The 25,127-nt window shown below is 70.3% G+C and carries 20 protein-coding genes; 10 read left to right on the forward strand and 10 right to left on the reverse strand.

Translation table 11 applies throughout. From position 1 onward, the window contains the following. Positions 1-73: 73 nt before the first annotated feature. The gene (locus QIS96_RS06030; protein ID WP_282541323.1) at positions 74-1,417 is read left to right on the forward strand and encodes an MFS transporter; all 1,344 of its coding nucleotides are present in this window, start codon (positions 74-76) and stop codon (positions 1,415-1,417) included. A 51-nt stretch (positions 1,418-1,468) separates the two neighbouring features. Further along, positions 1,469-2,476 (forward strand): arginase family protein, encoded by a 1,008-nt coding sequence (locus QIS96_RS06035; RefSeq protein ID WP_282541324.1) that lies wholly within the window; start codon positions 1,469-1,471, stop codon positions 2,474-2,476. A 78-nt stretch (positions 2,477-2,554) separates the two neighbouring features. Here QIS96_RS06035 and QIS96_RS06040 read toward each other — a convergent pair whose 3' ends face one another. Together QIS96_RS06040 and QIS96_RS06045 are read right to left on the reverse strand one after the other, a co-directional pair. Continuing rightward, positions 2,555-3,856 (reverse strand): MFS transporter, encoded by a 1,302-nt coding sequence (locus QIS96_RS06040; protein WP_282541325.1) that lies wholly within the window; start codon positions 3,854-3,856, stop codon positions 2,555-2,557. Beyond that, entirely contained in the window at positions 3,849-5,111 is a 1,263-nt protein-coding gene (locus tag QIS96_RS06045) for a M20 metallopeptidase family protein (RefSeq protein WP_282541326.1), read from the reverse strand. Before QIS96_RS06045 ends, QIS96_RS06040 begins: the two co-directional genes overlap by 8 nt. A gap of 128 nt (positions 5,112-5,239) precedes the next feature. Between QIS96_RS06045 and QIS96_RS06050 the strand changes: the two genes are divergently transcribed. After that, positions 5,240-6,250 (forward strand): Lrp/AsnC family transcriptional regulator, encoded by a 1,011-nt coding sequence (locus QIS96_RS06050; RefSeq protein ID WP_282541327.1) that lies wholly within the window; start codon positions 5,240-5,242, stop codon positions 6,248-6,250. A 21-nt stretch (positions 6,251-6,271) separates the two neighbouring features. Here the strand turns inward: QIS96_RS06050 and QIS96_RS06055 are convergent, their stop codons facing one another. From QIS96_RS06055 to benA, 5 genes are all read right to left on the reverse strand, one after another. Further along, a complete protein-coding gene (locus QIS96_RS06055) occupies positions 6,272-9,073 on the reverse strand; it encodes a helix-turn-helix transcriptional regulator (RefSeq protein WP_282541328.1) in 2,802 nt (933 codons plus the stop codon). Between the two features lie 277 nt (positions 9,074-9,350). Further along, entirely contained in the window at positions 9,351-10,136 is a 786-nt protein-coding gene (benD, locus tag QIS96_RS06060) for a benzoate diol dehydrogenase BenD (protein ID WP_282541329.1), read from the reverse strand. After that, positions 10,133-11,188: a benzoate 1,2-dioxygenase electron transfer component BenC gene (gene benC / locus QIS96_RS06065; protein WP_282541330.1), complete on the reverse strand. Its 1,056-nt coding sequence runs from the start codon at positions 11,186-11,188 to the stop codon at positions 10,133-10,135. Before benC ends, benD begins: the two co-directional genes overlap by 4 nt. A 1-nt stretch (position 11,189) precedes the next feature. Then, complete coding sequence (gene benB, locus QIS96_RS06070; protein WP_282541331.1) at positions 11,190-11,705, reverse strand: benzoate 1,2-dioxygenase small subunit; 516 nt, start codon at positions 11,703-11,705, stop codon at positions 11,190-11,192. Next, on the reverse strand, positions 11,702-13,054 hold the full coding sequence (gene benA, locus QIS96_RS06075) for a benzoate 1,2-dioxygenase large subunit (protein ID WP_282541332.1): 1,353 nt from the start codon (positions 13,052-13,054) through the stop codon (positions 11,702-11,704). Before benA ends, benB begins: the two co-directional genes overlap by 4 nt. A 239-nt stretch (positions 13,055-13,293) precedes the next feature. On the opposite strand from benA, the gene QIS96_RS06080 reads away from it, so the two are divergent. The 6 genes from QIS96_RS06080 (at position 13,294) to larC (ending at position 18,927) form a co-directional block, all read left to right on the forward strand. After that, positions 13,294-14,202, forward strand: coding sequence for a LysR substrate-binding domain-containing protein (locus QIS96_RS06080; RefSeq protein WP_282541333.1), 909 nt, complete (start codon positions 13,294-13,296; stop codon positions 14,200-14,202). Next, positions 14,199-15,299, forward strand: coding sequence for a mandelate racemase/muconate lactonizing enzyme family protein (locus QIS96_RS06085; protein ID WP_282541334.1), 1,101 nt, complete (start codon positions 14,199-14,201; stop codon positions 15,297-15,299). The genes QIS96_RS06080 and QIS96_RS06085 overlap by 4 nt, the downstream gene beginning before the upstream one ends. Positions 15,300-15,335: 36 nt before the next feature. Beyond that, the gene (catA, locus tag QIS96_RS06090; protein ID WP_282541335.1) at positions 15,336-16,190 is read left to right on the forward strand and encodes a catechol 1,2-dioxygenase; all 855 of its coding nucleotides are present in this window, start codon (positions 15,336-15,338) and stop codon (positions 16,188-16,190) included. A gap of 6 nt (positions 16,191-16,196) precedes the next feature. Continuing rightward, positions 16,197-16,493 (forward strand): muconolactone Delta-isomerase, encoded by a 297-nt coding sequence (gene catC / locus QIS96_RS06095; RefSeq protein WP_282541336.1) that lies wholly within the window; start codon positions 16,197-16,199, stop codon positions 16,491-16,493. 271 nt (positions 16,494-16,764) lie between these two features. After that, on the forward strand, positions 16,765-17,589 hold the full coding sequence (locus QIS96_RS06100) for an alpha/beta fold hydrolase (protein WP_282541337.1): 825 nt from the start codon (positions 16,765-16,767) through the stop codon (positions 17,587-17,589). 66 nt (positions 17,590-17,655) lie between these two features. Next, a complete protein-coding gene (gene larC, locus QIS96_RS06105; protein WP_282541338.1) occupies positions 17,656-18,927 on the forward strand; it encodes a nickel pincer cofactor biosynthesis protein LarC in 1,272 nt (423 codons plus the stop codon). A gap of 147 nt (positions 18,928-19,074) precedes the next feature. Here the strand turns inward: larC and uidB are convergent, their stop codons facing one another. Both uidB and uidA read right to left on the reverse strand, forming a co-directional pair. Then, a complete protein-coding gene (uidB, locus tag QIS96_RS06110; protein ID WP_282541339.1) occupies positions 19,075-20,493 on the reverse strand; it encodes a glucuronide transporter in 1,419 nt (472 codons plus the stop codon). Between the two features lie 136 nt (positions 20,494-20,629). Next, a complete protein-coding gene (uidA, locus tag QIS96_RS06115) occupies positions 20,630-22,414 on the reverse strand; it encodes a beta-glucuronidase (protein WP_282541340.1) in 1,785 nt (594 codons plus the stop codon). A gap of 205 nt (positions 22,415-22,619) precedes the next feature. Here uidA and QIS96_RS06120 point away from each other — a divergent pair, with 205 nt between their 5' ends. After that, the gene (locus QIS96_RS06120) at positions 22,620-23,681 is read left to right on the forward strand and encodes a LacI family DNA-binding transcriptional regulator (RefSeq protein WP_282541341.1); all 1,062 of its coding nucleotides are present in this window, start codon (positions 22,620-22,622) and stop codon (positions 23,679-23,681) included. Between the two features lie 44 nt (positions 23,682-23,725). On the opposite strand, the gene QIS96_RS06125 is transcribed toward QIS96_RS06120, so the two are convergent. Next, positions 23,726-25,054, reverse strand: a complete 1,329-nt coding sequence (locus QIS96_RS06125) for a lactate racemase domain-containing protein (RefSeq protein WP_282541342.1) — start codon at positions 25,052-25,054, stop codon at positions 23,726-23,728. Positions 25,055-25,127 lie beyond the last annotated feature (73 nt).

Here is a 25,127-nt window from a genome sequence, read left to right on the forward strand (position 1 = left end):
GCAACCGGGTGATCGTCCGGCGTCGGCACGGCACACGTGGCGGCTCGGGCTCAGGTCTCCAGGAGGAGATGCGATGACCGCTTCCGCCGGGGCTGCCGCCCCACCGAAGGAGCGCCGCTCCCGCGTCAGATGGGTCATGATCTGGCTGGCCTTCGCCGGCCTGACCATCGCCTATGTGGACCGGGCCAACCTTTCGGTCGCGCTTCCGTACATGACCGAAGAACTCCATATCGACCCCGCGCTCTCGGGCCTGTTGCTCGGCGCGTTCTTCTGGACGTACTCGCTGTTCCAGATACCCATGGGCTGGCTCGTCGACCGCTTCGGCAGCCGGGTCCTGTACGCGGCAGCCGTCGCCTGGTGGTCGCTGATCACCGTCGCCATGGCGGCCGTACGCGGGGCCGGTTCGCTGATCGGCGCCCGGCTGCTGCTCGGAGTCGGCGAAGCGGCCGCGTTCCCGGCGTGCACGAAGGTCGTGGAGCGGTGGTTCCCCCGTCAGGAGCGGGGCACGGCGTCGGGCATCTACGACAGCGGGGCGCGCGGCGGCACCCTCCTGGCCACCCCCTTGGTGACCGCGCTGATCGCGGCGGTCGGGTGGCGTGGCTCGTTCATCATCACCGGTGCGCTCGGCCTGATCTGGGTGGTGTTCTGGCTGAAGATGTACCGCGATCCGCGCCAGCATCCGAAGGTCAACGAGGCGGAGCTCGCCTACATCGAGGCAGGCCAGAAACAGGACGCTGACGCACCGGACGACGCACCACAGCTGCGCTGGCGCGACCTGTTGCGGTACCGGACGGTCTGGGGGATGGCGCTGGGCTTCTCCTGCCAGTCCTTCGTCATCTACTTCTTCATCACCTGGTTCCCGTCGTACCTCGTCGAGGCACGCGGCTTCTCCCTGCTCACGCTGGGTGTGTTCGGCATGATCCCCGCGATCGTCGCCTTCCTCGGCAACTTCGCGGGCGGCTGGGCCTCGGACGCACTCGTCCGGCGCGGCCACACCCTGACGTTCGCCCGCAAGTCCTGCATCATCGCCGGGATGCTGGTGTCCTCGCTCATCGGCCTGGCCGCCGTGGTCGACAGCAGCATGGTGGCCCTGGCGTTGCTGTCACTGTCCTTCGGCGGGGTCACCTTCGCCACGTCGAGCATCGTGACGCTGCCCGCCGACATCGCGCCGCTCTCCACACGGTCGTGGGCGTCCACCATCCAGGGCGTCCAGAACTCCGTGTCCAATCTCGCGGGCGTCGCCAGCCCGTTCGTCATCGGCCTGATCTACAGCAGCACCGGCTCCTTCGTCGGCGGGCTGCTCGCCGCTGCCGGCGTAGCCATCGTCGGCTGCCTCATCTACCTCTTCATGGTCGGAGAGATCGAGCCACTCGACATCAAGGCCCAGCCGGACACGGCCGCAGCGTCTGTCCACTGAAACCACTCACTCGCTCACACCCACCGCTGACAAGCGCAACGGAGAAACACCGTGTCCGAAGCCAAGCTCAACCTTCCTTTCACCGGCATCCCGTCCTTCATGCGGGCGCCGATCGTCGGTGACCTCGACGAACTCGACGCCGACATCGCCATCCTGGGAGTGCCCAGCGATGAGGGCTCGCCCTGGTACCCCGGCGCCCGCATGGCACCGCGCCAGGTCCGGGAGATGTCCGTCCGGTACGCGGAGTACGGTCCCACGCAGCGGCACGGTGGCTACTACGACCTCGACGAGGACCGCCGTTACCTGGTGCACGAGACCAAGAACAACCGCATCGCCGACTGCGGCGACGTCGACATCGTCTACACCAACCCCGAGCAGACCATGGACAACGTCACCCGCTCGATCCGCAAGATCCTCGACGCGGGCGCGTTGCCGGTCGTCTACGGCGGCGACCACGCCATCTCCTACGGCGTCGTCCGCGCCTACCAACAGCCCGTCATCCTGCTGCACTTCGACGCGCACCTCGACTTCCGGCCGTTCGTGCACGGTGCCCAGTACGGCAACGGCAGTCCGGTGCGCAAGATGTCCTCCCTGAACCAGGTCGGCCAGATGGTGCAGGTCGGTATGCGCAGCATGCGGATGAGCCAGGACGACCTCGCCGACGCCCGACGTCACGGCAATGACGTCATCACCATGAAGCAGTACCGCCGGCACGGGCTTGAGCGCCTGCTCGACAAGATCCCTGCGGGAGCCGCCGTCTACGTCAGCATGGACATCGACGTCCTCGACATGCCGCTCGTCCCGGGATGCGCGTCGGCGGAGCCCGACGGGTTCGGCTACGAAGAGATGAAGCAGACACTCTTCGGCATCGCTCGGCACGCCGATGTCGTCGGCTTCGACATCGTCGAGATCAACCCGATGATCGATGTCCGGTCCAACAACACCTCACTGCTCGGGGCCCAGTTGGGCGTGGAGTTCATGGCCCGGGTGGCTGACAGTGAGCCGTATCTGCGCAGGAACGGCCGGCTCCCGGCTGCCGACCCGGCGCACGCGGCCTAGGCCCTGTCGTCAATCTCCCGCCTGCCCCGCAGCTGCGGGACGGGCGGGTGGGCGTACGCCCTGCGGTGCGAGCCGTGTTCACCGCAGGGTGCGGCCTCTGGTTTCGGGGAGGGTGGCGACCACCGCGGACGTGATCAGGAGCAGGACGACGACGTACCCGGTGAAGTAGGCGTCACCGAGTTCGGCGCCCATCCAGGTCTGCAGGTACGGTGCGGTCCCGCCGAAGGCGGCGACGCAGAAGGCGTAGGGGACGGCGACGCCGACGGTGCGGATGTGGGTGGGGAAGAGTTCCGCGTAGACCGCGGGGACGATCGAAGCGCCGGCCGCAACGAAGATCATCGCCACAGTCATGGCTGCGCCGAGCTGCCAGGCGTGCGGGCCGATGAAGGCGTTGAGGGGGAAGATCACCGCTGCCATGCCGATGCTGCCGATGAGCAGCACGGGTTTGCGGCCGATGCGGTCCGACAGCGCGCCCCACAGCGGCAGGGCGACGAGGAAGACGGCGTTGGCGGCGAGCCCGGCCCACAGGGCGCCGGCCGGGTCGAGGTGGCGGCTGCTGATGGCGTACTGCGGTGCGTAGACCGCCCAGGCGTAGTACGCGACGGTGAGACCGACCGTCATGCCGATGACCTGGAGGGCTTGTCTGCGGTGGGCCACGATGGCCGGCCACATCCTCGGCCGGTCGGCTCCCGTGTCGTCGGCGGTCTCCTCGAAGGCCTCCGTCTCGGGCATCCGCCGCCGCATGACGAGGGCGTAGAGACCGAAGAGACCGCCGAGGAGGAAGGGCACACGCCAGCCCCAGGCGTCCATCTGCCCGGGGGCGAGCAGCGAGGTCATGACGGCGCCGAGCGCGGTGCCCGCCATGATGCCGATGGTGCCGGAGACGTAGATGAGACTGGCCCACAGTCCGCGCCGCTCGGTCGGCGCCGTCTCCGAGATGTAGGTCTGCGCCGCGGGGAGTTCACCGCCGTGCGCGAGGCCCTGGACGAGCCGGGCGACCAGCAGGATGAGCGAGGCCGCCGCGCCCGCGACGCCGTATGTGGGCGAGATGCCGATCAGGATGCTGCCCGCCGCGGCGCCGCCGACCGAGAGGGTCATGGCGTAGCGCCGGCCCTTGCGGTCCGCGATCCAGCCGAAGAGGAAGCCGCCCAGCGGCCGCGCGGCGAATCCGACCGCGAAGACCGCGAGGGTGGCCAGGATCGCCGACAAGCCGTCCGACTTGCTGAAGAACTGGGCGGCGAGAAACGGGGAGAAGATCGCGTAGATGTTCCAGTCGAACCACTCAAGGGCGTTGCCGACGCCGGTGCCGACGACCGTCTTCAGGCGGCTCTGCCGGGCCACCGGCCGCTGTGCGGTCACGGTGTCCTTGATATCAGCCATGAGCGTCTCCGGTCCGCGTCGAGGTGCTGGCCGGAACTGCCGAGCCGGTGCCGTTCATCAGGCGCTGCACGGCGAGTTCCGCGTAGAGGGCGGCGCCGTCGGCGAGCACGGCGTCGTCGTACCGGGCGTACGGGGAGTGGTTGAAGGGGGCGCGGGCCGGGTCGAGACCGGTCGGGACCGCCCCGAGGCCGACGAAGCTGCCGGGCACCGCCCCGAGCACGCGCGAGAAGTCCTCCGAGCCGCCGAGGGGATGTTCCATGGAGCGGTACCGGTCGGCGCCGAAGAGTTCGCCGACGGTCCGTTGGACGTGCGCGGTCTCGTCGGCGTCGGTGACGGTCAGCGGGTACTCCGCCACGTAGTCGACGTCGACCCCGACACCGTACGCCGCGGCGATCCCGCGCAGCAGACGCGGGGCGGCCTCCATCATGCGCTCGCGGGCGGCTGCGGAGAACGTGCGGACCGTGGCTTCGAAGGTCGCGGTCTCGGGGATGACGTTGCGCCGGGTGCCGGCGTGCAGGGAGCCGACTGTCACCACGACCGGGTCGAAGATGTCGAACTCCCGGGTCACCATCGCCTGCAACTGGGTCACCATCGCGCTGACCGCGGTCACCGGGTCCTTGGCCAGGTGCGGCGTGGAGCCGTGTCCGCCCGCCCCGACGACCGTCACGTACAGGGCGTCCGAGGCGGACATGACCGTCCCCGGCCGGGAGACGAACTGCCCCTGCGGGACCAGCCCGGAGAAGACGTGCAGGGCGTACGCCGCATCGACCGGCCGGCCCGCGGCCTGCAGGACCCCCTCGTCGAGCATGACGCCCGCGCCGTCCCATCCCTCCTCTCCGGGCTGGAACATCAGCACGACGTCTCCGTGCAGCTTGTCCCGGTGCTGGACGAGCAGACGGGCGGCGCCGACGAGCATGGAGGTGTGCAGGTCGTGGCCGCAGGCGTGCATGGCGCCCTCGACCTTGGAGGCGTAGGGCAGGCCGTCGGCCTCCTGTACGGGCAGCGCGTCCATGTCGCCGCGGAGCAGGACGACCGGAGCGTCGGGTGCGCTGCCGCTCGCGGTGCCGCGCAGGACCGCGGTGACCGAGGTCGTGCCGGTGCCGGTGCTGATCTCCAGCGGCAGCCCCTGAAGGGCGGTCAGCACTTTCTCCTGGGTGCGAGGCAGGTCCAGGCCGATCTCCGGCTCGGCGTGCAGAGCGTGGCGCAGCGCGGCGAGTTCGCCGGCCATCGCGTGCGCGTCTTCCAGCACAGTCATCTCGCAGACACCTCCGGTTGTGATGTGAGTCATGCCGTTGATGAGTGGTTGACAGTGTGGGAGCGTGATTACATCTACGGCCCAGATCGATTGATTCGCTCAAGAAGTCCACTGAGAACCGAGGATCCGTGACATCAGGACTCGATGAGCAGGACCTTGCGCTCATCAACACGCTGCAGATCTCCCCACGGATCGGCTGGGCTGAGGCCGCTCGCGTGCTCGGCTCGACGCCGGGCACCCTGGCCGCGCGCTGGCAGCGGCTGAGCGAGGAGGGCCTCGCCTGGGTCACCGCGCACCCCGACGCCTCCCGGAATCTGGTCGTCGCCTTCGTCGAGGTGGACTGCTCCCCCGGTGCCCGCGCCGCCGTCGTGCGCGCGCTGTGCCAGGACCCGCGGGCCGTCACGATCGAGGAGTCGGCCCGTGGGCGCGATCTGCTGCTGACGGTCATGACGCCGGACCTGCCCGCGCTGACGGCCTTCGTGCTCGACGACCTGCCCCAGGTGGAGGGCGTGCAGCGCTATCGCACGTATCTGGCGAAGGAGGTGCACCAGCAGGGCAGCGACTGGCGGCTCGACGCGCTCGACCGGCAGCAGCTCGTGGCGCTGGAGACCACGGCCCGGCGCCATCGCCCCGAGAACCGGGTGGAACCGCCGCCCGGCGCCTGGCCCCTTGTCGAAGCCCTCGCCGCGGACGGCCGGCGTACCGCGGCGGACCTGGCGAGGATCACCGGGCGCAATCCGGCGACGGTACGCCGACAGCTGGCCCGGCTGCTCGCATCGCAGCTGCTGTCCTTCCGCTGCGAGGTCGCGCAGGTGCAGTCGCACTGGCCCATCTGCTGCACCTGGCTGGCCCGCGTCCCGGCGCTGGAGCACGAGCGCACGGTGGCCGCTCTGCGGACCCTGCCCGAGCTTCGGCTGTGCGTCTCGACCACCGGCGACACCAACATGATGTTCATCGTGTGGACCCGCTCGCTGGCGGATCTGCTGCGCCTGGAGCGTCTGCTCGGGGACCGGCTGCCGTGGCTGAACCTCGTGGACAGCGCGGTGTCGTTGCGTTCGGCGAAGCGGATGGGCTGGCTGCTCGACGCGAGCGGTCGCACCACCGGTGAAGTCGTCGTGCCCAGCGCACTGCATCCCTGAGCGAAGCTCGCCCGGAGCGGCTCAGCGGTCGGGCTCCGTCGGCAACTCCCGGAAACGGGCCGCCAGTTCACTGCGGGAGCGGATGCCCAGCTTGGAGTAGACGTGCGTCAGGTGGTACTGGACGGTCTTGACGGAGATGAACAGCTCCAGGGCCGCCTGCTGATTGGTCGCGCCCGCCGACACGAGGCGGGCGACGGCCTGTTCCTGCGGCGTGAGGCGGGCCATGCCGGGGCGCGCGGTGCGCAGGCCGCCGGCCTTCAGTTCGCGATCGCAGCGTTCGACGTAGGCACGAGCGCGGAGCGCGGCGTAGGCGTCGCGGGCGTTCTTCAGGACGGTGTCGGCCTCACGGCGTTTCCCGGCACGGCGCAGTGTCTGGCCGTAGGCGAAGTTGACCCGGGCGCGGTCGTACGGCAGGGGAAGGTGTTCGAGGTGGGCGAGGGCCTGCTCGAAGACCTCGCGTGCGGGGTCGATGTCGCCTCGGGCGGCGGTGAGCCGCCCGCGGGCCACCCCGAGCCGGGCCATGGCGGCGCGCCGTGTGCGTCGGGCGGCCAGTTCCTCGTGCGGGGCGAGGAACGCGTCGGCCTCGTCGAGTCGGCCCGTCATCACCAGGGCGTTGGCGTACACGTCCGGCCACGGCCAGAAGCCGGGCTCGTCGACCGAAAGGCGCTGCGGGAAGTGCACGACCGGTGACAGCGCCTCCACCACGCGTTCGTAGTCGCCACGCGCCTCGGCGACCTGGGCACGGGCCAGGCAGGACGGGATCAGCATGACCTCGTAGTGGTGCGGGGCCGCGAGGGCCTCACCCACGTGGCGCTCGGCCGCCTCCCAGTCCCCCCGCAGGGCGTGGATCTGCGCTCCGGTCCAGTGGACCAGCGGGCGGGACAGTTCGATCCGTACGTCGACCAGGCGGACAGCAGCCCGCTGCACGGTCTCCAAAGCCTCCGGCCAGGCGCCGAGCGCGAACTGCGTACGGGCCAGCCACGCTTGTGCCCACAGGGAGATGCGGGTGGAGCCCATCCGGTAGCCGGTGGGCACGGCCGCTTCGAGTCGCCGGCGGGCGGCCTCCGGGGCGTCCAGGGCGAGGTCCACCCAGCCGCGGCCGAGCTGGAAGCGCTGGGGCTGCGCCCCGCTGGGGAGTTTGGCGGCGGCCGACTCGTAGGCGGCGAGGGCTTGTTCGGGGCGCCCCGCCATGGCCAGTCCGAGCCCGAGCACGGCTTCCGACTCGACGGCCGAGGGGTCGTCGGGGTCCGCGAGGTCGATGGCCCGGCGGGCCCAGGTCACCACGTCGTGGCCGTCGAACCGGCCCAGCGCGTGCAGGACACGCCGCTGGCAGATCCTGGCCATCAGATCGGCGTGCCTCGCCGGATCGCACCGCTCCCAGGCCTGGGCCAGGAAGGACTCGGCCTCGGCCGGGCGGCCGCGCACGATGGCCAGATAGCCGAGGACCACGTCCCGCAGGATGCCCGCGGGAAAGCTCTCCAGTTCCGCGGCGAAGGCGGTTGCCTGCGGCACGTCACCGGCCCCGGTCATCGCGTCGACGGCCCGCAGCAGCCGGTCTTCGCGTACGGCTCGCGAGGTGCTGAGGCGGCCGGCCCGCACCAGGGCGTCGGCCACCGCGGACCACTCGCCGGCGGAGCCGCACTCGGCGGCGTACGCGTCGAGTTCGTCGGCGAGCGCGTCGTCCGCCGTGCTGGTGGCGGCGACCCGGTACCCCAGTTGCCTGCCGCGGTCCGTGGTGCACTCGGCGGCGCGTTGGTGCAGTTCGGCGCGGTGGGTGAGCGTGAGGCCGGTGAGTACGGCGGCCCGCACCAGGGGGTGGGTGAAGGCCAGCTGGGTGCGTCCGGGGTCGATGGTGGGCGTGAGCAGCCCCGCCGCCCGTGCTTCGTCGACCGCGGGCAGGGCGTCGCCGAGCCCGGCCAGTTCGGTGGCCTCGGACAGCGCGGCGTCGTCGCCGAGTACGGAACACGCCTCCACCAGTCGACGGGTGCTCTCCTGGCATCGGGCGAGCCGGTGGCGTACGGCTGCGGCGTAGCGGCCTGGCGCGGGCAGTTCGGGTCGCCAGTCGTGCCAGGTGTCACGGGGCAGTTCGCGGAGCAGCTGCGTGAGGTGGCGAGGGTTGCCGAGGGTGTGGCGGCACAGGTGGCGGGCCGCGGCGAGATCCAAGGTCAGTCCGTGGACCTCGCGGGCGAGTGTCCGGACGTCTTCGGCGGTCAGCGGCCCGAGTCGGACAGCGACGTCTTTGCAGCCGTCGAGGAATTCCAGGGTCCGCAGGGCCGAGAGCGGCAGCTCCTCCTGGCCCCTGCGCGCGTCGTACAGCTCGTACGGTTCGTCCCGCGCGACCAGGAGGAGGAGTACCCGCTCGTTCGACATCCGGCGCATGGTGGAGCGGGCGGCGCGCAGGCTCTCCGCGTCCGCCCAGTGGGCGTCGTCGACGATCACGACCAGCGGCTCCGTCTTCTGCACGGACGTCCACTGCTGGTGCAGGATCCGGGAGGTCCGGAGTACGGCGTCCGGGGCCGCCGGGTCGGGCATCGGGATCCCGTCGCCGTGGGCGCGGACGAGCTGGTCGGCGACGCCGAGCGGCAGGTCCGATTCCCAGGCGACCCCGGTGACGCGCAGGACGTGGGGCACGGGCTCCTCGGCTCGGCCGCGCTGGGCTTCCAGTACCTGATCGACCAGAGTCGTCTTGCCGATCCCCGCCGGACCCTCGACGAGTGCCAAGCAGGGGTGCCCCGCGCGGGCGGACCCGGTCAGGCGGGTCAGAGCGGCGACCTCGCCGACCCGCCCGATCAGCGTTCGCTGCAGCTCAGGGCCGTTGTTCATGGGCCAGCACGCTAGCAGCGTCGGCCTTCAGCGGGCCCGGGACGGGGGCTTCTTGTCTTTCGGCGGCCGGCTCGCTGGAACGGCGGGGGACGAGGAAGGACACCAGGGCGCCGACAACGGCGACGATCCAGCGCAGGCCGGCGGGCTGCCGCCGGTCGGCGGGTCTGTGGAGTGGACTGTTCATCAGGCCCCCAAGTGCGGTGAGCGGACGGGGAGTTGCCGCCGCCCGGCCACGAGAAGGGGAGGAGGCCGGGCGGCGGGGCGGGCGGGTGAACGGTCAGCCGAGGTCGCCGCCGGCCACGGGAAGCACCGTGCCGGTGATGTAGGACGCCTCGTCGGACGCGAGGAAGCAGATCGCGGCGGCCTGCTCGTCGAGCGTGCCGTAGCGCTTCAGCAGGCTGGCGGCGAGGGTCTGGTCGATGTGGGCCTGGAACCAGTCCGCTTCCCGGGCGGTTCGTGGTGTCGGGGTGCCGCGGGAGATCTTGCGCGGGGGCGCCTCGGTGCCGCCCGGTGCGGTCGCGACGACACGGACCCCGGCGTCGGCGTACTCGAAGGCGAGCGACTTGGTGAGCGCGTTGATGCCGCCCTTGGCCGCGGAGTAGGGGATGCGGTGGATGCCGCGGGTCGCCGCCGACGAGACGTTGACGATCACGCCGCGCCCCTGTTCCGTCATCGACGGGAGCACCGCGCGGCAGGACCACAGCGTGGTGAGCAGCGATCGCGTGATCTCCGCCGCTATCTCATCGGCGGTGAACTCGGTGTACGGCTTGAAGTTGATCGCTCCGCCCACGTTGTTGACCAGGACGTCGATCCGGCCGTGTTCCGCCAGCGCGGCGGCGATCGCGGCTTCCGCTCCGGCGTACGACTCCAGGTCGGCCGTCACGGCCTGCGCACCGAGCTCCGCGGCCGTCTCGCGGACGAGTCCGGACCGGTCGACGAGGGTCAGCCGGGCCGACTCGGCCGCCAGCCTGCGGGCGACCGCGAGGCCGATGCCCTGGGCCGCGCCGGTGACCACGACGTTCTTGCCGGCGAACCGGTCCGCGTGGACGGTGGCCGCGCTCACGCCGCCGCCTCCGCCGTCTCCCGCGGTTCGGGTGCGGCGGCGGGGGTGAACTTCTCGTAGTGGAAGCTCGCGGGAGCCACACCGAGGGACGTGATGTGACCGCGTACGGCCTCGACCATGGCGGGCGGGCCGCACAGGTAGACGTCCCCGTCGCCGTCGTGGAGGGTTCCGGCGTCCATCAGGCCGGTGGCGAACCCCTTGTTGCGGGCGGTACTCGCGGGGTCGGCCACGCAGTGGTCGAAGGTGAAGCCGGGGACGACCTTCGCGTAGTCCTCCAGGTTGTCCAGGTGGACGAGGTCCTGGTCGGTGGTCACGCCGTAGATCAGGTGCACCGGGTGGGCGGACGGCTGTCGCGTCATCCGCTCCAGCATCGAGAGGAGCGGCGCGAGGCCGGTGCCGCCCGCCAACAGCAGTGCGGGGCGGGTGAGTTCGCGCAGATAGAAGCTGCCCATCGGACCGGTGAGCTCAAGGCGGTCGCCGACCCGGGCGCGCTCGGTGAGGTAACCGGACATCGCTCCGCCCGGCACGATCCGCACCAGGAAGGAGAGCCGGCGCTGGTCGGGTCCGGAACTGAAGGAGTACGAGCGGGTCTGGTCGGTACCGGGGACCGCGATGTTGACGTACTGGCCGGGCAGGAAGTCCAGCGCGTCGCGGTCGTCGAGGTCGAGGGTGAACCCGACGGTGGTGGCGGAGTGGTGCGTGACCTCGGCGACGGTGGCCGTATGGGTGGCGGCGGCGGTCTTGGCCGCCGCGGAGGAGGACGGGATGCTCAGCACGAGGTCGCTGTGCGGGGTCATCTGGCACGGCAGGCAGTAACCGTCGGCGGCCTCGTCGTCGGAGAGCGCCTCGTCGATGTAGTCGCCGCCGTCGTAACTCCCCGACTCGCACAGCGATTTGCAGGTGCCGCAGGCGCCGTCACGGCAGTCGAGCGGGATGTTGATGCGGGCCTTGTAGGAGGCTTCGGCGACGGTCTCGTCCGGACGGCACTCGATGAACCGGGTGATGCCGTCCTCGAAGTTCAGGGCGACCTGGAAGGACATGCTCGGGCTCATTTCAGACGTGGTAGATGTCGACGACGTGGTGCACGTAGTCGTTCTTCAGGACGACCTTCTTGGCGACGATCAGCGGCTCGGGGCCGGAGACGTCGAGCCGGTAGAAGGAGGTGCCGAAGTACGTGTCGGTCGTCTGGTAGCGGTAGTAGAGCGTGAACCAGTTGAAGCGCACGTCCAGCAGGTCGCCGTCGCGGCCGGTGATTTCGACGTTGGTGATGTTGTGGCCGGTGCGCGGCTCGGGCAGGCTCGTGGCGCTGGAGCGGTCGGTGCGGATGCGGAAGACGCGGTCTTCCAGGCCGGCCCGGTTCGGGTAGTAGACGAGGGAGATCTCGCGCTGCGGGTCTCGGGTGAGTCCGTCGTCGTCCGCCCAGGCGGGCATCCAGAACTCGGCGTCCGGGTGGTAGCACTCCAGCCACTTCTCGAACTCGCGGTCGTCGAGGTGGCGGGCCTCCCGGTAGAGGAACCGGCGGACTTCCTCAACGGCGTCGAGGGTCAACTCTTCGACTGCTGCGGTCACTTCGCCACCTCCATGTCCAGGGCCTTGCGCATCGTGTCGAGCCAGTAGCCGTGCTGGACGGAGTAGAGGCCCTCGTCCTCCGTACGCACACCGCTGGAGACCGGGTTGATGCCGATCTTCTGCGCGTCCTCGTCCGGGCCGTCGATCTGGTGCACGGCGCCACGGCTCAGGTCGTTCCAGGGCATGGACTCGGCCAGATACGTCTTCTGGCAGGAGCGGAACTCCTCCAGGTCGTCGGGCGTGGCCATGCCGGTGGCGTTGAAGAAGTCCTCGTACTGCCGGATCCTGCGGGTGCGGTCGTCGGCCGGCTCGCCCTTCGGGGCGATGCAGTAGATGGTGACCTCGGTCCTGTCCACGGAGATCGGCCGGAAGTGCCGGATCTGCGAGCTGAACTGGTCCATCAGGTAGACGTTCGGGTACAGGCACAGATTCCGGGACACGCCGATCATCCAGTCGGCCTTCTCCTCCCCGAATTCAGCCGCCAACTCGTCCCGCCGCTCGAACAACGGCCGGTTGGCCGGATCGAGCCACTTCGTCCACAGCAGCAGATGGCCGTGGTCGAAGGAGTAGTAGCCGCCCTGCTGCTTGGACCAGCCGCCCGCGTCCATCGTCCTGGTGTCGTTCTTCGACTCGCCCGAGGTACGGCGGGCCTGGGTGGCCGCGTAGTTCCAGTGCGTGGCGGAGACGTGGTACCCGTCGGCGCCGTTCTCGGCCTGGAGCTTCCAGTTGCCGTCGTACTGGTACGTCGAGGAGCCGCGCAGCACCTCCAGGCCCTGCGGTGACTGGTCGACGACCATGTCGATGACGACGGCCGCGTCGCCCAGGTGCTCGCGGAGCGGCTTGACGTCCGGGTTGAGACTCCCGAAGAGGAAGCCCCGGTAGCTCTCGAAACGCGCGACCTTCCTCAGGTCGTGCGAGCCGTCGGTGTTGAACTGCTCCGGGTAGCCGGCCCCGCGCGGGTCCTTCACCTTCAGCAGCTTGCCGCTGTTGTTGAAGGTCCAGCCGTGGAACGGGCAGGTGAAGGTGGTGCGGTTGTCGGTCTTCCGCCGGCAGAGCATCGCGCCGCGATGGCTGCACGCATTGATCAGGCAGTGCAACTCGCCTTGTTTGTCACGGGAGATGACGACGGGCTGGCGTCCGATGTACGTCGTGAAGTAGTCGCCGACCTCGGGTATCTGGCTCTCGTGCGCGAGATAGACCCAGTTCCCCTCGAAGATGTGCTTCATCTCAAGCTCGAAGAGTTCCTCGTCGGTGAAGACGCTCCGCCGCACCCGGTACACACCGTTGTCGGGGTCTTCCACGAGGGCGTCTTCGAGGATGGTCCGCGCTCGGCTGAAGTCCTCGGCCATGATCCCGTCCCTTTCGCCTCGGCCGATCCGCCTGAGTGGCGGCGTCGTTGCCAGTGCTTTTCAGCACCATGACAGTGCGGTGAAGAGTCGGCCCCAGACATTCCCCCAGGGTTGACCCAGGGGGGTATTGATATCGGCAGCGTCTCAATAGCCTGAATTCAAGTATTTGTGGTGTATGGGATTCGCTCCCTACGCTGGGGCTCATTCGAGGGCCCCGAAACAGGAAAAGGGGCAGCCCGATGGAGCTCAGGCACCTCCGGTATTTCGTGGCCGTAGCCGAGACACGTCATTTCGGAAAGGCCGCGGAACGCCTGCACATGGCCCAGCCGCCGCTCTCGCAGGCGATCCGCCGGATGGAGACGGAACTGGGGGTGGAACTGTTCACCCGCACCACCCGCCAGGTCGCCCTCACCGGCGCCGGCGAGGTGTTCCGTACCGACGCGGAGCGCATCCTCACGGCCGTCGACGAGGCGGTCGCCCGGGTCGCGCGCTTCGCCTCCGGCGCGGAGGGGGTGCTCAGGATCGGCCTGACGGGCACCGCCTCGTACCGCCAACTGCCCGCACTCGCACGGCTCGTGCATCGCGAGATGCCCCAAGTGATGCTGGAGGTGCACACCGAGATGCTCACACCCGGACAGGAAGCGGGGCTGACCGAGCGCCGCCTCGACATCGGACTGCTGCGCCCGCCCGTCCGCCAGGAGGGCATCGCGCACCGGCCCGTCGCCACCGAGCCTCTGGTCGTGGCCCTGCCCGAGCAACACTGGCTCGCCGAGGCGGACTTGGTCCGTGTCGAGCAGCTGCGGCACGAGGACTTCGTCATGTACGGCGCCACATCGGGCTCCGTCGTCCATGACGCCGTGGTCCGCGGCTGCCTGGCCTCCGGCTTCTACCCGCACCGCGCCTACGAGGTCACCGAGACCTCCGCGGCCCTGGCGCTTGTGGCCGCCGGCCTCGGCATCGCCCTGCTGCCCGACTCGGTCCGCTCCGCACCCCGTGAGGGCGTGGTGTGCAAGGAGATCGAGGACGCGCTGGTCCTCAGGCTCGACCTGGCCTGGCGTGCGGACGACACATCGCCGCTGCTGCACAACCTCCTCGAGGTGCTGGAGCAGAACGACATGTTCATCGAAGTGCCCGAGGGAGCAACATGAAGATCGTCAGGGTGGAGGCCGTCCCCTTCGCCGTTCCGTATGCGAAACCGCTGAGATTCGCCAGCGGTGAGGTGCGCACCGCCGACCACGTACTGGTCCGGGTGCACACGGACGAGGGCCTGACCGGCACCGCCGAGGCGCCGCCCCGCCCGTACACGTACGGCGAGACCCAGGAGTCCATCGTCGCGGTGATCGACAAGATCTTCGCGCCCCAGCTGACGGGACTGACCGCCCTGGAGCGGGAGGCCGTCCACGAGCGCCTCGATCGGACCGTGGGCAACCCGACCGCGAAGGCCGCCGTCGACATGGCGCTGTGGGACATCCTCGGTCAGGCCGCGGGCATGTCGGTCTCCGGCCTGCTCGGCGGCTACACCGACCGCATGCGGGTCAGCCACATGGTGGGGTTCGCGCCGGCCGAGGCGATGGTCGCCGAGGCCGAACGCATCCGTGACACGTACGGCATCACCACCTTCAAGGTGAAGGTGGGGCGCCGGCCCTACACGCAGGACGTGGCAGCCTGCCGGGCGCTGCGCGCGGCCATGCCGGACGCGGAGCTCTACATCGACGGCAACCGCGGGTGGACGGCGTCCGAGTCCGCCCGTGCCCTGCGGGAGTTGGCGGACCTGGGGCTGACCTTCGCCGAGGAGCTCTGCCCCGCCGACGACGTGCTCGGCCGGCGCTGGCTGGTGGCCCGGAGTCCGGTGCCGTTCATCGCGGACGAGAGTGCGACCCGGGCGGCCGAGGTGACGCGTGAACTGCTCGGCGGCTCCGCCACTGCCATCAGCATCAAGACCGCCCGCACCGGCTTCACCGCCTCCCAGCGCGTGCTGCACGAGTGCGAGGGGCTCGGTGTCGAGGTGGTGATGGGCAATCAGATCGACGGCCAGATCGGCACGTTGTGCTCGGTCGCCTTCGGCGCGGCCCACCGCACCACCGCACGCTACGCGGGCGAACTCTCCAACTTCCTCGACATGACCGACGACCTCCTCGCCGAGCCGCTGACCATCACCGGCGGCACCCTGCGGATCCGCGAGGGCGCCGGACTCGGCATCCAGATCGACCCCGACAAGCTGGCGCGCTACCGCCAGGACCGCTGACCCACCTCAACAGCCTTTCCAGGGACGGGATTCACCATGACCGACATCATCACCGAGCAGGCCACCGCCGCCGCCTCCGGAGCCGCCGCCACCGAGAAGTTCCGCGGCAAGCAGCGGACGGAGGGCGCCGACGTGGACACCAGGCGCGTCGACACCCTGGTCTCCGAACTCCTCGCCGCCGCGCACGACATCATCCGCCGCCACAAGGTGACGTACGCCGAGTACGACGCGCTGAAGTCCTGGCTGATCCAGGTCGGTCAGGACGGCGAGTGGCCGCTCTTCCTCGACGTGTGGCTGGAGCATGTCGTGGAGGAGGTCGCGGGCGAGGACCGCGAGGGCAGCAAGGGCACGATCGAGGGCCCCTACTACGTCCCCGACTCCCCGCGCCTGCCTGCCGAAGCGACCCTTCCCATGCGCGACGGCGAGGAGGGCACGCCGCTGCTCTTCCAGGGCCGGGTGACGGGTGTGGACGGCACCCCGCTGGCCGGAGCCCTGGTCGAGATGTGGCACGCCGACAACGACGGTTTCTACTCGCAGTTCGCGCCCGGCCTGCCCGAGTGGAATCTGCGGGGCGCGGTCGTCGCCGACGACCAGGGCAACTTCAAGATCCACACCATTGAGCCCGCGCCGTACCAGATCCCCACGGACGGCTCCTGCGGCCGCCTCATCGCCGCCGCGGGCTGGCACGCCTGGCGGCCCGCCCACCTCCACCTCAAGGTGTCCGCTCCGGGCCGTCAACTCATCACCACCCAGCTGTACTTCAAGGGCGGCAGCCATGTCTCCGACGACATCGCCTCCGCCGTCAAGCCCGAGCTGATCCTCGACCCCGGCCCCGCCGCACACGGCGCCGGCCGCGAGGTGACGTACGACTTCGTTCTCGACAAGGCGTGATGCACGATGCTGTTCGCGGTGCGTATGGACGTCGACATCCCGCGCGACCTCGACCCTGAGGTCCGTGCGGAGCTGGTGGCCCGGGAGAAGGCGTACTGCCGGGACCTGCAGAAGACGGGGGAATGGGCGCACATCTGGCGGTGCGTCGGGCAGTACGCCAACATCAGCGTCTTCGACGTCGCCGACAACGAGGCGCTGCACCGGATCCTGTGGAACCTGCCGCTGTTCCCGTACATGACGGTCGAGGTCACGCCACTGGCACAGCACCCGTCCGACCTGGCGGCCGGGGAAGTCTCGGTGTGAGGGAGACCCCGCCTTGACCGACGCGGGCGGTCCGCGCCCGGTCGGCCGTCGCGACGGCCGGCCGGGCGACATCAGGTCCAGCCGGCCCTTCCCACCTCAGGGGCCCGGTCCGCCCGAGCCCTCGACCGTCAACTCCCCTGTCAAGGCAGTGAAGTTGGCATCGGAACCTTCTCCGTCGGCGTGCGCCAGAGCCTCGCCCTCGTCCACGCCCACACCCTCCTCCACGCCCCCGCCCCCGCCCTCAGCACCAGTGAACCGTCCAGGAGTCGCCGTGCCCGCCTCTCCCCTGCTGCACCACCACGTCGCCGGACCCGCGGGCGCCCCGCCCCTCGTCCTCGGGCCGTCCCTCGGCACCTCCGAGGCGGTCTGGGAACCCCAACTCCCCTCCCTGGCCCGCCGGTTCCGTGTGCTGCGCTTCGACCTGCCCGGCCACGGCGGTTCCGCGTCCGGTGTGCTGCCCGACCCCGAGCCCGGCCGTACGACGGTCGGGGACCTCGCGTCGCTGGTGCTCTCCCTCGCCGACCACCACGGCTGGGACCGGTTCCACTACGCGGGCGTCTCCCTGGGCGGGGCCATCGGGGCCCACCTCGCCGCCCGCCGCCCGGACCGTGTCGCGTCGCTGACTCTGGTCTGCTCCTCCGCGCACTTCGGACCTGCGGAACCATGGCACGAGCGGGCCGACCTGGTGCGGCTCAAGGGGACTGCTCCGCTCCTGGACACCAGCCCGGGTCGCTGGTTCGCCACGGACGACTTCGCCGCAACCCCCTTCGGCCGCCGGCTGCTCGGCGACCTCGCCGACGCCGACCCGGTCGGCTACGCGGCGTGCTGCGACGCCCTCGCCACGTACGACCTGCGCCCCGACCTCGCGGCGATCAGAGCCGCCACCCTCGTCGTCGGCGGCACGCTGGACACGGCCACCCCGCCGGCCCACGCCCGCGAACTCGCCGAGGGCATCCCGCACGCCGAGCTGAAAACGCTGGTGTGCGGACATCTTGCCGCCGAGCAGCCCCAGGCCCTGGAGCGATTGCTCACCGCGCACTTGAGCTCGGCTCGTGGCACCGCTGACCCGTCGCTCCGCCGAGCAGACTCGACGTGACCCGCCCAGGACCGTCCGGGGACGGGCCCTCGGGAGCCGGGCATCGCCCCTTTGTAAACTGCTGACATGCCCGTTTCCGCTGCTCAACCGCCTCCGACTCAAGCGGCGAACGCCCGTCCCGAAGAGGTGTGGATCGACGCCACGGCCGGTGTGGCGGGCGACATGCTGCTCGGCGCGCTGATCGATGCGGGCGCCGGGCTGCCGGTCGTGCAGGCAGCGGTCGACGCCGTGATTCCCGGCACCGTCCGGCTGTCGCAGGCAACGGTTCGGCGCGCCGGACTGCGCGCCACGAAGGTGGCGGTGGAGCCGCTGGCCGAAGACCATCCGCACCGCACCTGGCGGACCATCAAAGACCTGATCGCGGAGGCCGGTCTCCCCGCTCCGGTACGGGACCGGGCGCTGGCCGTGTTCGGCCGGCTGGCCGGCGCCGAAGCCCGGGTGCACGGTGTGCAGGTCGACGAGGTGCACTTCCACGAGGTCGGTGCCTGGGACTCGATCGCCGACGTCGTGGGTGTGTGTGCCGCCCTGCACGACCTCGGTGTCGGCAGGCTCACCGCGAGCCCGGTCGCACTGGGCTCCGGCCGGGTGCGCGCGGCGCACGGAGACATCCCGGTGCCGGTGCCGGCGGTACTCGAACTGTCCGCGGGCTGGCAGGTGTTGAGCGGCGGCGAGGGCGAGCTGGCCACCCCGACCGGCATGGCCCTGGTGACCGCGCTGGCCGAGCGTTGCGGAACCCTCCCGGCCATGAACGTGCAGCGGACCGGTATGGGCGCGGGCACGAAGGACACGCCGGGCCGCGCCAACGTCGTACGCATCGTGCTCGGCACTCCGCTGCCGGCCGCCCCGGACAGCAGCCGGGAAGCCACCGATGTGGTCCTGGAGGCCAACATCGACGACCTGGATCCGCGGTTGTGGCCCGGCGTCCTGACGGCCCTCCTCGCTGACGGGGCATCGGATGCTTGGCTGGTGCCGATCCTGATGAAGAAGGGCCGCCCGGCGCACACGTTGCGCGTGCTGGCCCCGTCGGCACAGGTCGCCGTGGTGCGTGAGCGGATGTTCCGCGAGACGAGCACGATCGGCGTACGTGAGTGGGCCGTGCACAAGACCGCCCTGGAGCGTACGTGGGTGCCGGTCGCCGTACTCGGAGAGGGGACCGTGCCGGTCAAGGTCGCCCATCGCGGCGGAATCATCGTCCAGGCCACGCCGGAGTTCGAGGACGTGGCCGCGCTGGCCTCGGCGCACGGGCTGCCGGTCATCAGCGTGCTGGACGCCGCCGACGCGGCCGCAGCCGCGCAGGGACTGGTACCGGGTGCGGCCCTGCCGTCGGACACCGCCTGACGCGACGTCGTCGACGCAGCCGGACAGGCAGCCGGGCCTGACCGGGTCCCTTGCCCTGCTCCCGTAGAGCGGCAGCGAGGCGAGGGGAGGCGTGGATTGCCGTCGTGGCGGTGGCGCCTCCGTCGGGGCCGGCGCCACCGCCGAACTTCACTGCGCCGTACTGGAGGTGGGGGTTGCGGCGGGCGCCGCGTCCCGTGCGGCGCTCCGGGCCGCGCCGTCCTCCTCCCCCTCGGCCTGCTGCTCCCGGCGCTCGGCCACCTCGCGGACGATCTCCTGAAACCTGCTGTCGGTCAGCGGGTACCGCCACATGATCGCGATGGCGAGCAGTGCCGTGATCGCGGGCACGGCACCGGCAGCGAAGCGGATTCCCATGAGGGCTCCGTCGGTCAGGTGCGCTGCGCCGGCCTCGTACCCGCCGATCGCGAGGGCGTACGAGGCGACGGCCGCGCCGATGGCCTGGGAGATCTTGCGGGTGAAGGAGAACACCGCGTAGGTGGCGCCCTCCGTGCGGATTCCGCTCTTCCATTCGCCGTACTCCACGGTGTCCGCCTCGAACGCCCAGAGCAGGGCACCCACGATGGCCAGGCCGAGGCCGTGCAGAGCCCAGGCGGCGAGGGGCAGCACCACCGGAGTGGCGGGCAGCAGAAACGTGCCGAGGCCGCCGACGACCGTGAGGCCGCCTGCCGTGAGGTACGCGTTCCGCTTGCCGAAGGCCCGGACGATGCGCGGCATCAGTGGCGCGACGGCGAAGTTCATCGCGGCGCTGATGAGGAAGAGCAGGATGTAGAGGCTCGGGTCGCCGAGCACATCGCGGGCGTAGAAGGCGCCCGCGGCCTGCAGCGCGAACAGGCCGCTCAGGACCACGACCGTGTTGGCGCAGAGGACGTAGAGCGGCCGGTTGCCCTTGAGCGCGGCCAGGGTCTGGCGGAAGGAGACCTGGGTGACGGTGCGCTCGACACGCTCCTTGGCTGTGAGGAAGGTGCACAGATACAGCACCGCGCCGGCGGCGACGAAGATCCAGGTGATGCTCGTGAACAAGCTCTGCAGGCCACTGCCGCCGCTCTTGAGGGCGGGGGAGATCGCGATCACCAGGATGATGATGACCGCGTTGGCGCCGACTCCGCGGATGGCGGCGAGCTTCGCGCGTTCGGAGGGCTCCTGGGTCATCGCGGTGGCGAGTGAGCCGTACGGGATGTTGACCAGGCTGTAGACGAGGCCGAGCAGGGCGTAGCTGACGTATGCGTAAGCCAGTTGGGCGCCCTGGGACATGTCCGGGACGTTGAAGACCGCGACGTTCAGCAGCAGCAGCGGCACCGCGCCGAACAGGATGAAGGGCCGGAACTTGCCCCAGCGGGAGGTCATCCGGTCCACCATCCGTCCGGCGAAGATGTCGGCGAAGGCGTCCCAGATGCGGACGAGGAGAATCAAGGTGCCGACGGCGGCGGCGGAAAGTCCTACGACATCGGTGTAGTAGAGCAGGAGAAACATGCCGGAGAGGCTGAAGGCGAGATTGTTCGCCGCGTCACCGGCTCCGTAGCCGAGCACGGTGGAGACGCGAAGCTTCATGCTGTTGCTCCCTGAGTGAGCAGGCATCGTTGCCTGACGGGACGGGGGAGGTAGGGACGCCGACGCCCTCCGCGGAAAGCCGACTGGCCGGTCCGCGGAGGGCGGAGCAGCGCGGGACGCGCCTTGGGGAGAGCGGTCAGGCGTCCTTGTTCCAGCGACGGCGCAGGGTGAACGCCGTGCCCTTCGGGCGCCGCTCGCGGGTGAACACACCCTTCTTGTTGCCGTCGACGCGGAAAATGCCGGGCGAGGTGGCGAAGTCCGCGAAGTTCCAGATCTGTTCGCCGACGACGGCGTCGATGCGGTCGAAGACGCGGTGGTACATCGCCAGCAGCCTGTCCTGGTACTCCTCGCTCCAGGGCATGTCGACGACGGAGTGCAGGCCGGAGACCGTGTCCGCGCCGTACTCGGTCATGATGATCGGCTTGCCCTGGCCTTCGGCCCAGGCACGCAGCTCCTTCTCCAGCTCGGCCTCGGCGGTCTCCAGGTCACCGGTGTTCACGTACCAGCCGTAGTAACGGTTGACCATGACGACGTCGGCGAGGTCGCTGACCAGGCACTTCCCGGCCGGTGCCAGCATGACGTTGACGAAGCCGAGCGGGCGGGTGGGGTCGAGCCTGCGGGCCTCGGCGAACAGCGGCTCGAAGTACTTCCGGGACTCGGGGGTGTCCGACTCCGGCTCGTTGGCGATGGACCAGAGCACGACGCTGGGGTGGTTCTTGTCCCGCGCGATGAGTTCGCGGATCGCCTGCAGGTGGGTGCGCTGGAGCGGCTCGCCCATGGTCTCGTCGGAGAAGGTCACGCGCTTGACGTCGTCGAAGATGCCCCCGGCGAGGCCCAGGTTGATGCCGACCGCGGCGGTCTCGTCGATGACGACGACGCCGTGCCGGTCCGCGTAGTCCAGGACTTCCTCGGCATAGGGGTAGTGCGAGGTGCGGAAGGAGTTGGCGCCGAGCCATTCCATCAGCTCGAAGTCGTGCACCATCAGCGCGTCGTCGTGCGCCTTGCCGCGGATCGCGGCGTCCTCGTGCTTGCCGAAGCCCGTGAAGTAGAACGGTTCGCCGTTGATGAGGAAGCGGGTGCCGTCGACCTCCACGGTGCGGACGCCGACGCTCTGGTGGTAGCTGTCCACGACCGTGCCGTCGGACGCGACGAGGGCGGCCTCCAGGTCGTAGAGGTATCCGTCGCCCGGAGCCCAGCGGTGCACGTCCTCGACGCGCAGCGTGCCCTCGGCGCCCTCGCCCTCGGCGACGGTCACCCCCTCCGCGTCCCGCAGCGTGACGCGCACGGCCTGGTCCGCCGCGCTCTCGCTCGCCACGGTGTAGTGCACCGTGCCCGCCGCGCCCTCCAGGCCGGTGACCGCGGTGATGTCGCTGACGTGGGCGGCGGGAGTGCTGTAGAGCCACACAGAGCGGTGGAGCCCCGCGTAGTTGAAGAAGTCGTGGTAGTACTTCTGCTTCCGGCCCCGGGGGGTGTCCTCGATCCTGCCGGGCGGCACTGTCTCCCAGGTCAGCTCGTTGTTGACGACCACGGTGACGCGGGCCTGCTCGCCGGGCGTGACGTGCGCGGTGACGTCGGCCTCGAAGGGTGTGTAGCCGCCCTCGTGGCGTGCGACCTCGGTGTCGTTCACCCAGACCACGGCGCGGTGTGTGGCGGAGTCGAAGCGCAGGACGACGCGCTCTTCGGCCCAGCCCTTCGGGACCCGCACCGTGGTCTGGTACCAGGCGTCGCCCACATGGTCTCGGACCTCGAGGTCGGGGACGATGTCGTTGTAGCTCGCCGGCACCGGCATCTCGCGCGCGGCCGGGAGTCCGTCCCGCCACCAGCCCGCCGACCGGCCCGCGCCCTCGGCGTCCAGTCGGAAGGCCCAGAGGCCGTTGAGGTTCTTGCGCTCTCGCGTTGCGGTGTCCTGGGGCCTCAGCATCCCGTGCTCCTGACTCTCCTGCAGCATCGCCGCGGCGGTGTGTGGCGGGTATAACGTTCAATTAATTGATCGCGAGCAGGAGCTGGACGGCAAGCGATTGCCATCTATTGCCCCAGCGCACGGAACACCCCGCCGACCCGCTCGGCACCGCCCTGCGCGCCCTCGCCCGTCGACCCGACAGAACCTTCACCACCAGGAGCTTTTCGTGACGGACAGACCGTCTCCGCAGGGAGGCGCCTCGCGTTCGCCGACCATCTACGACGTCGCGGCGGCCGCAGGCGTGGCGCCGTCGACCGTATCCCGCGCGTTCTCTCGCCCCGGCCGCGTGAACGCCGCCACGGCGGAGCGCATCCGGCAGGTCGCCGCGGAACTGGGATACCACGCGAACCCGCTGGCCCGCGCACTGCCGACCGGCCGTACGACGCTGATCGCCTGCGTGATCGCCGACATCGCCAACCCGGTGTTCGCGGAGATCGTCATCGGTGCGCAGAAGGCCGCACGCGAGGCCGGCTATCTGATCCTCCTGGTGGACGCCCAGGAGTCGGACCAGCTGGAGCGCGAGTCCCTGGAGCGGACGCTGCCGGCGGTGGAGGGGATCGTGCTGGCCAGCTCCCGCATGTCGGACTCGGCGATCCGCATGATCGCCAAACAGCGCCCGCTGATCGTGCTGAACCGTGTGGTGAGCGACGTGACGAGCTTGGTCAACGACGACATGGACGGTATGCGCCAGGCCGTGCAACACCTGAGCGAGCTGGGCCACCGTACGATCACGTACCTGTCGGGGCCCGAGGCCTCCTGGGCGAGCGGGGTGCGCTGGCGCGCGCTGCACGAGGCGGCGTCGGAACTGGGCGTGCGGGTGCACCGCACCGGTGCGTACCCTCCGACGGTGGCAGGTGGGCTGCAGGCCGCCGCGGAGCTGGGCCGGCCGAAGTCCTCGGCGGTCATCGCGTACAACGACCAGATGGCCATCGGCCTGATGCGCGGGTTGCAGGCTGCGGGCATCCAGGTGCCGCGCGAACTCAGCGTGGTCGGGTTCGACAACATCAGCGGGTCCGAACTGGTCACCCCGGAGCTGACGACCATTGCCGCGCCGGCCCGTATACAAGGCCACACCGCGGTCCGCACACTCCTCGCGGAGGTGGGCGACTCCCAGGCCCATCCGGGCAAGTCGGCGATCCTGCCGACCCGCCTGGTGGTACGGCAGTCGACGGCGTGCCGGAGGCGGACGCCTCCGGCCGCGAGGGCCTGCGAGACTCCCGCCCCCTGACCTCGCGCGGGCCGCTGTGACCCGCTGTGACCCGCTGTGACCCGCTATGACTCCTTGCGATCTGCCCTCAGCCGGTACAGGACCTCGCCGGCCTGAGGGACGACCAAGGTGTCCGGATCGGCCTGGTACGCCGCGATGTCCACCGAGCCGGGGTCGAGGTAGTCGAGGTTCGCCGCCCGTACGACCTCCTCCGGAATGCCGGTCGCGAGCGTGACGGTGACGCGCAGACGCTCACCGTCCACCTCGTCGTACGTGCCGGCGCCGCGCAGATGAGTGGAGTGGGCCAGCACGCCCCAGTGCAGATCCTTGAAGCGGTCCCACTGCTTGGTGAAGTAGTCGCGGCAGTGGTAACCGATCTCGGCGATCTCCGGGTGCATCTCGGAGATGGTGGTGACGTGCGGGGCGTAGAGGATGACCTCGCCGCCGTCGGCGACCACCGGCTCCAGCTTGTAGAAGCCCTTGGCGGCGGTCCAGATGTCCTCGTACTTGTCCGGCATGATCGACAGCACCCGCTCGACGGGGGCGTCGAGGTAGCGCACGTGGGTCTCGGCGGAGACGTCCGCCGCTGCGGCCCAGGCGGCCTCGGGCGTGCCGAAGGAGGCGGAGTGCAGCGCGCCGGAACCGGACTGCGCGACGACGCAGAGCGCGATACGGCGGCCCGGGATGAGCGCCGCGGCCTCGTTGATCAGGGCGCGAACGGGGGTGATGCCGCGGGTGCCGATGATGCCGGCGCTGGTGATGAGGGCGCCGAGCCAGTGCGAGAGGTCGATGATGTCGGCGCCCGCGACGCCGGGGAAGAAGTACTTGTTGCCGCCGGAGAAGCCGACGACCTCGTGCGGGAAGACCGGGCCGAGGACGAGGGTGGTGTCATGCTCGACGACGGCGCGGTTCAGGCGGACGTCGACGGCGTGGTGCAGCAGTCCGCCGGAGAGTTCGCCGATCCGGTCGGCGGAGATGGTGCCGAGCGAGGCGAAGGTCTCCGGGTCCCACCACTCGTGGTTCAGAACGGTCATGCCCGGGTACCGGGCCGCCAGTTCCCCTTCGGGGTAGCCGAGGTGCTTGGCCAACTGGGTCTCGTCCATGGCCGCATGGGTGCCCAGCGCGATCAGCACGGTCAGCCGGCTCACCCGCCCGGCGAGCGCGCCGTGCACGGCGGACAGCAGCAGCGGCAGCGGGCAGCTGCGCGTGGCGTCCGGCACGACCACGCAGACGCTCTGCCCGTCCAGGCCGGCGCGGGAGAGCTGCTCGGTGACGAACTCGGTCACCTGGGCATCGGTGAGGACCGTGTCCGGCCCTCCGACATGGGCGGCCGGCGGAGCCTCCGGGGTGGTACGGGGGAGCTGTCCGGCCGTCGCGATCGCACTGTCATCCATGACCGCACGATGGCGTTCCGGTAGCAGCTGCGCAAGGCAGCGGGACAACTTATGGCAACCGATTGCCAAAGCC

The organism is Streptomyces cavernicola (assembly GCF_029968035.1).
In the GTDB taxonomy this organism is placed as follows: Bacteria; Actinomycetota; Actinomycetes; order Streptomycetales; family Streptomycetaceae; genus Streptomyces; species Streptomyces cavernicola.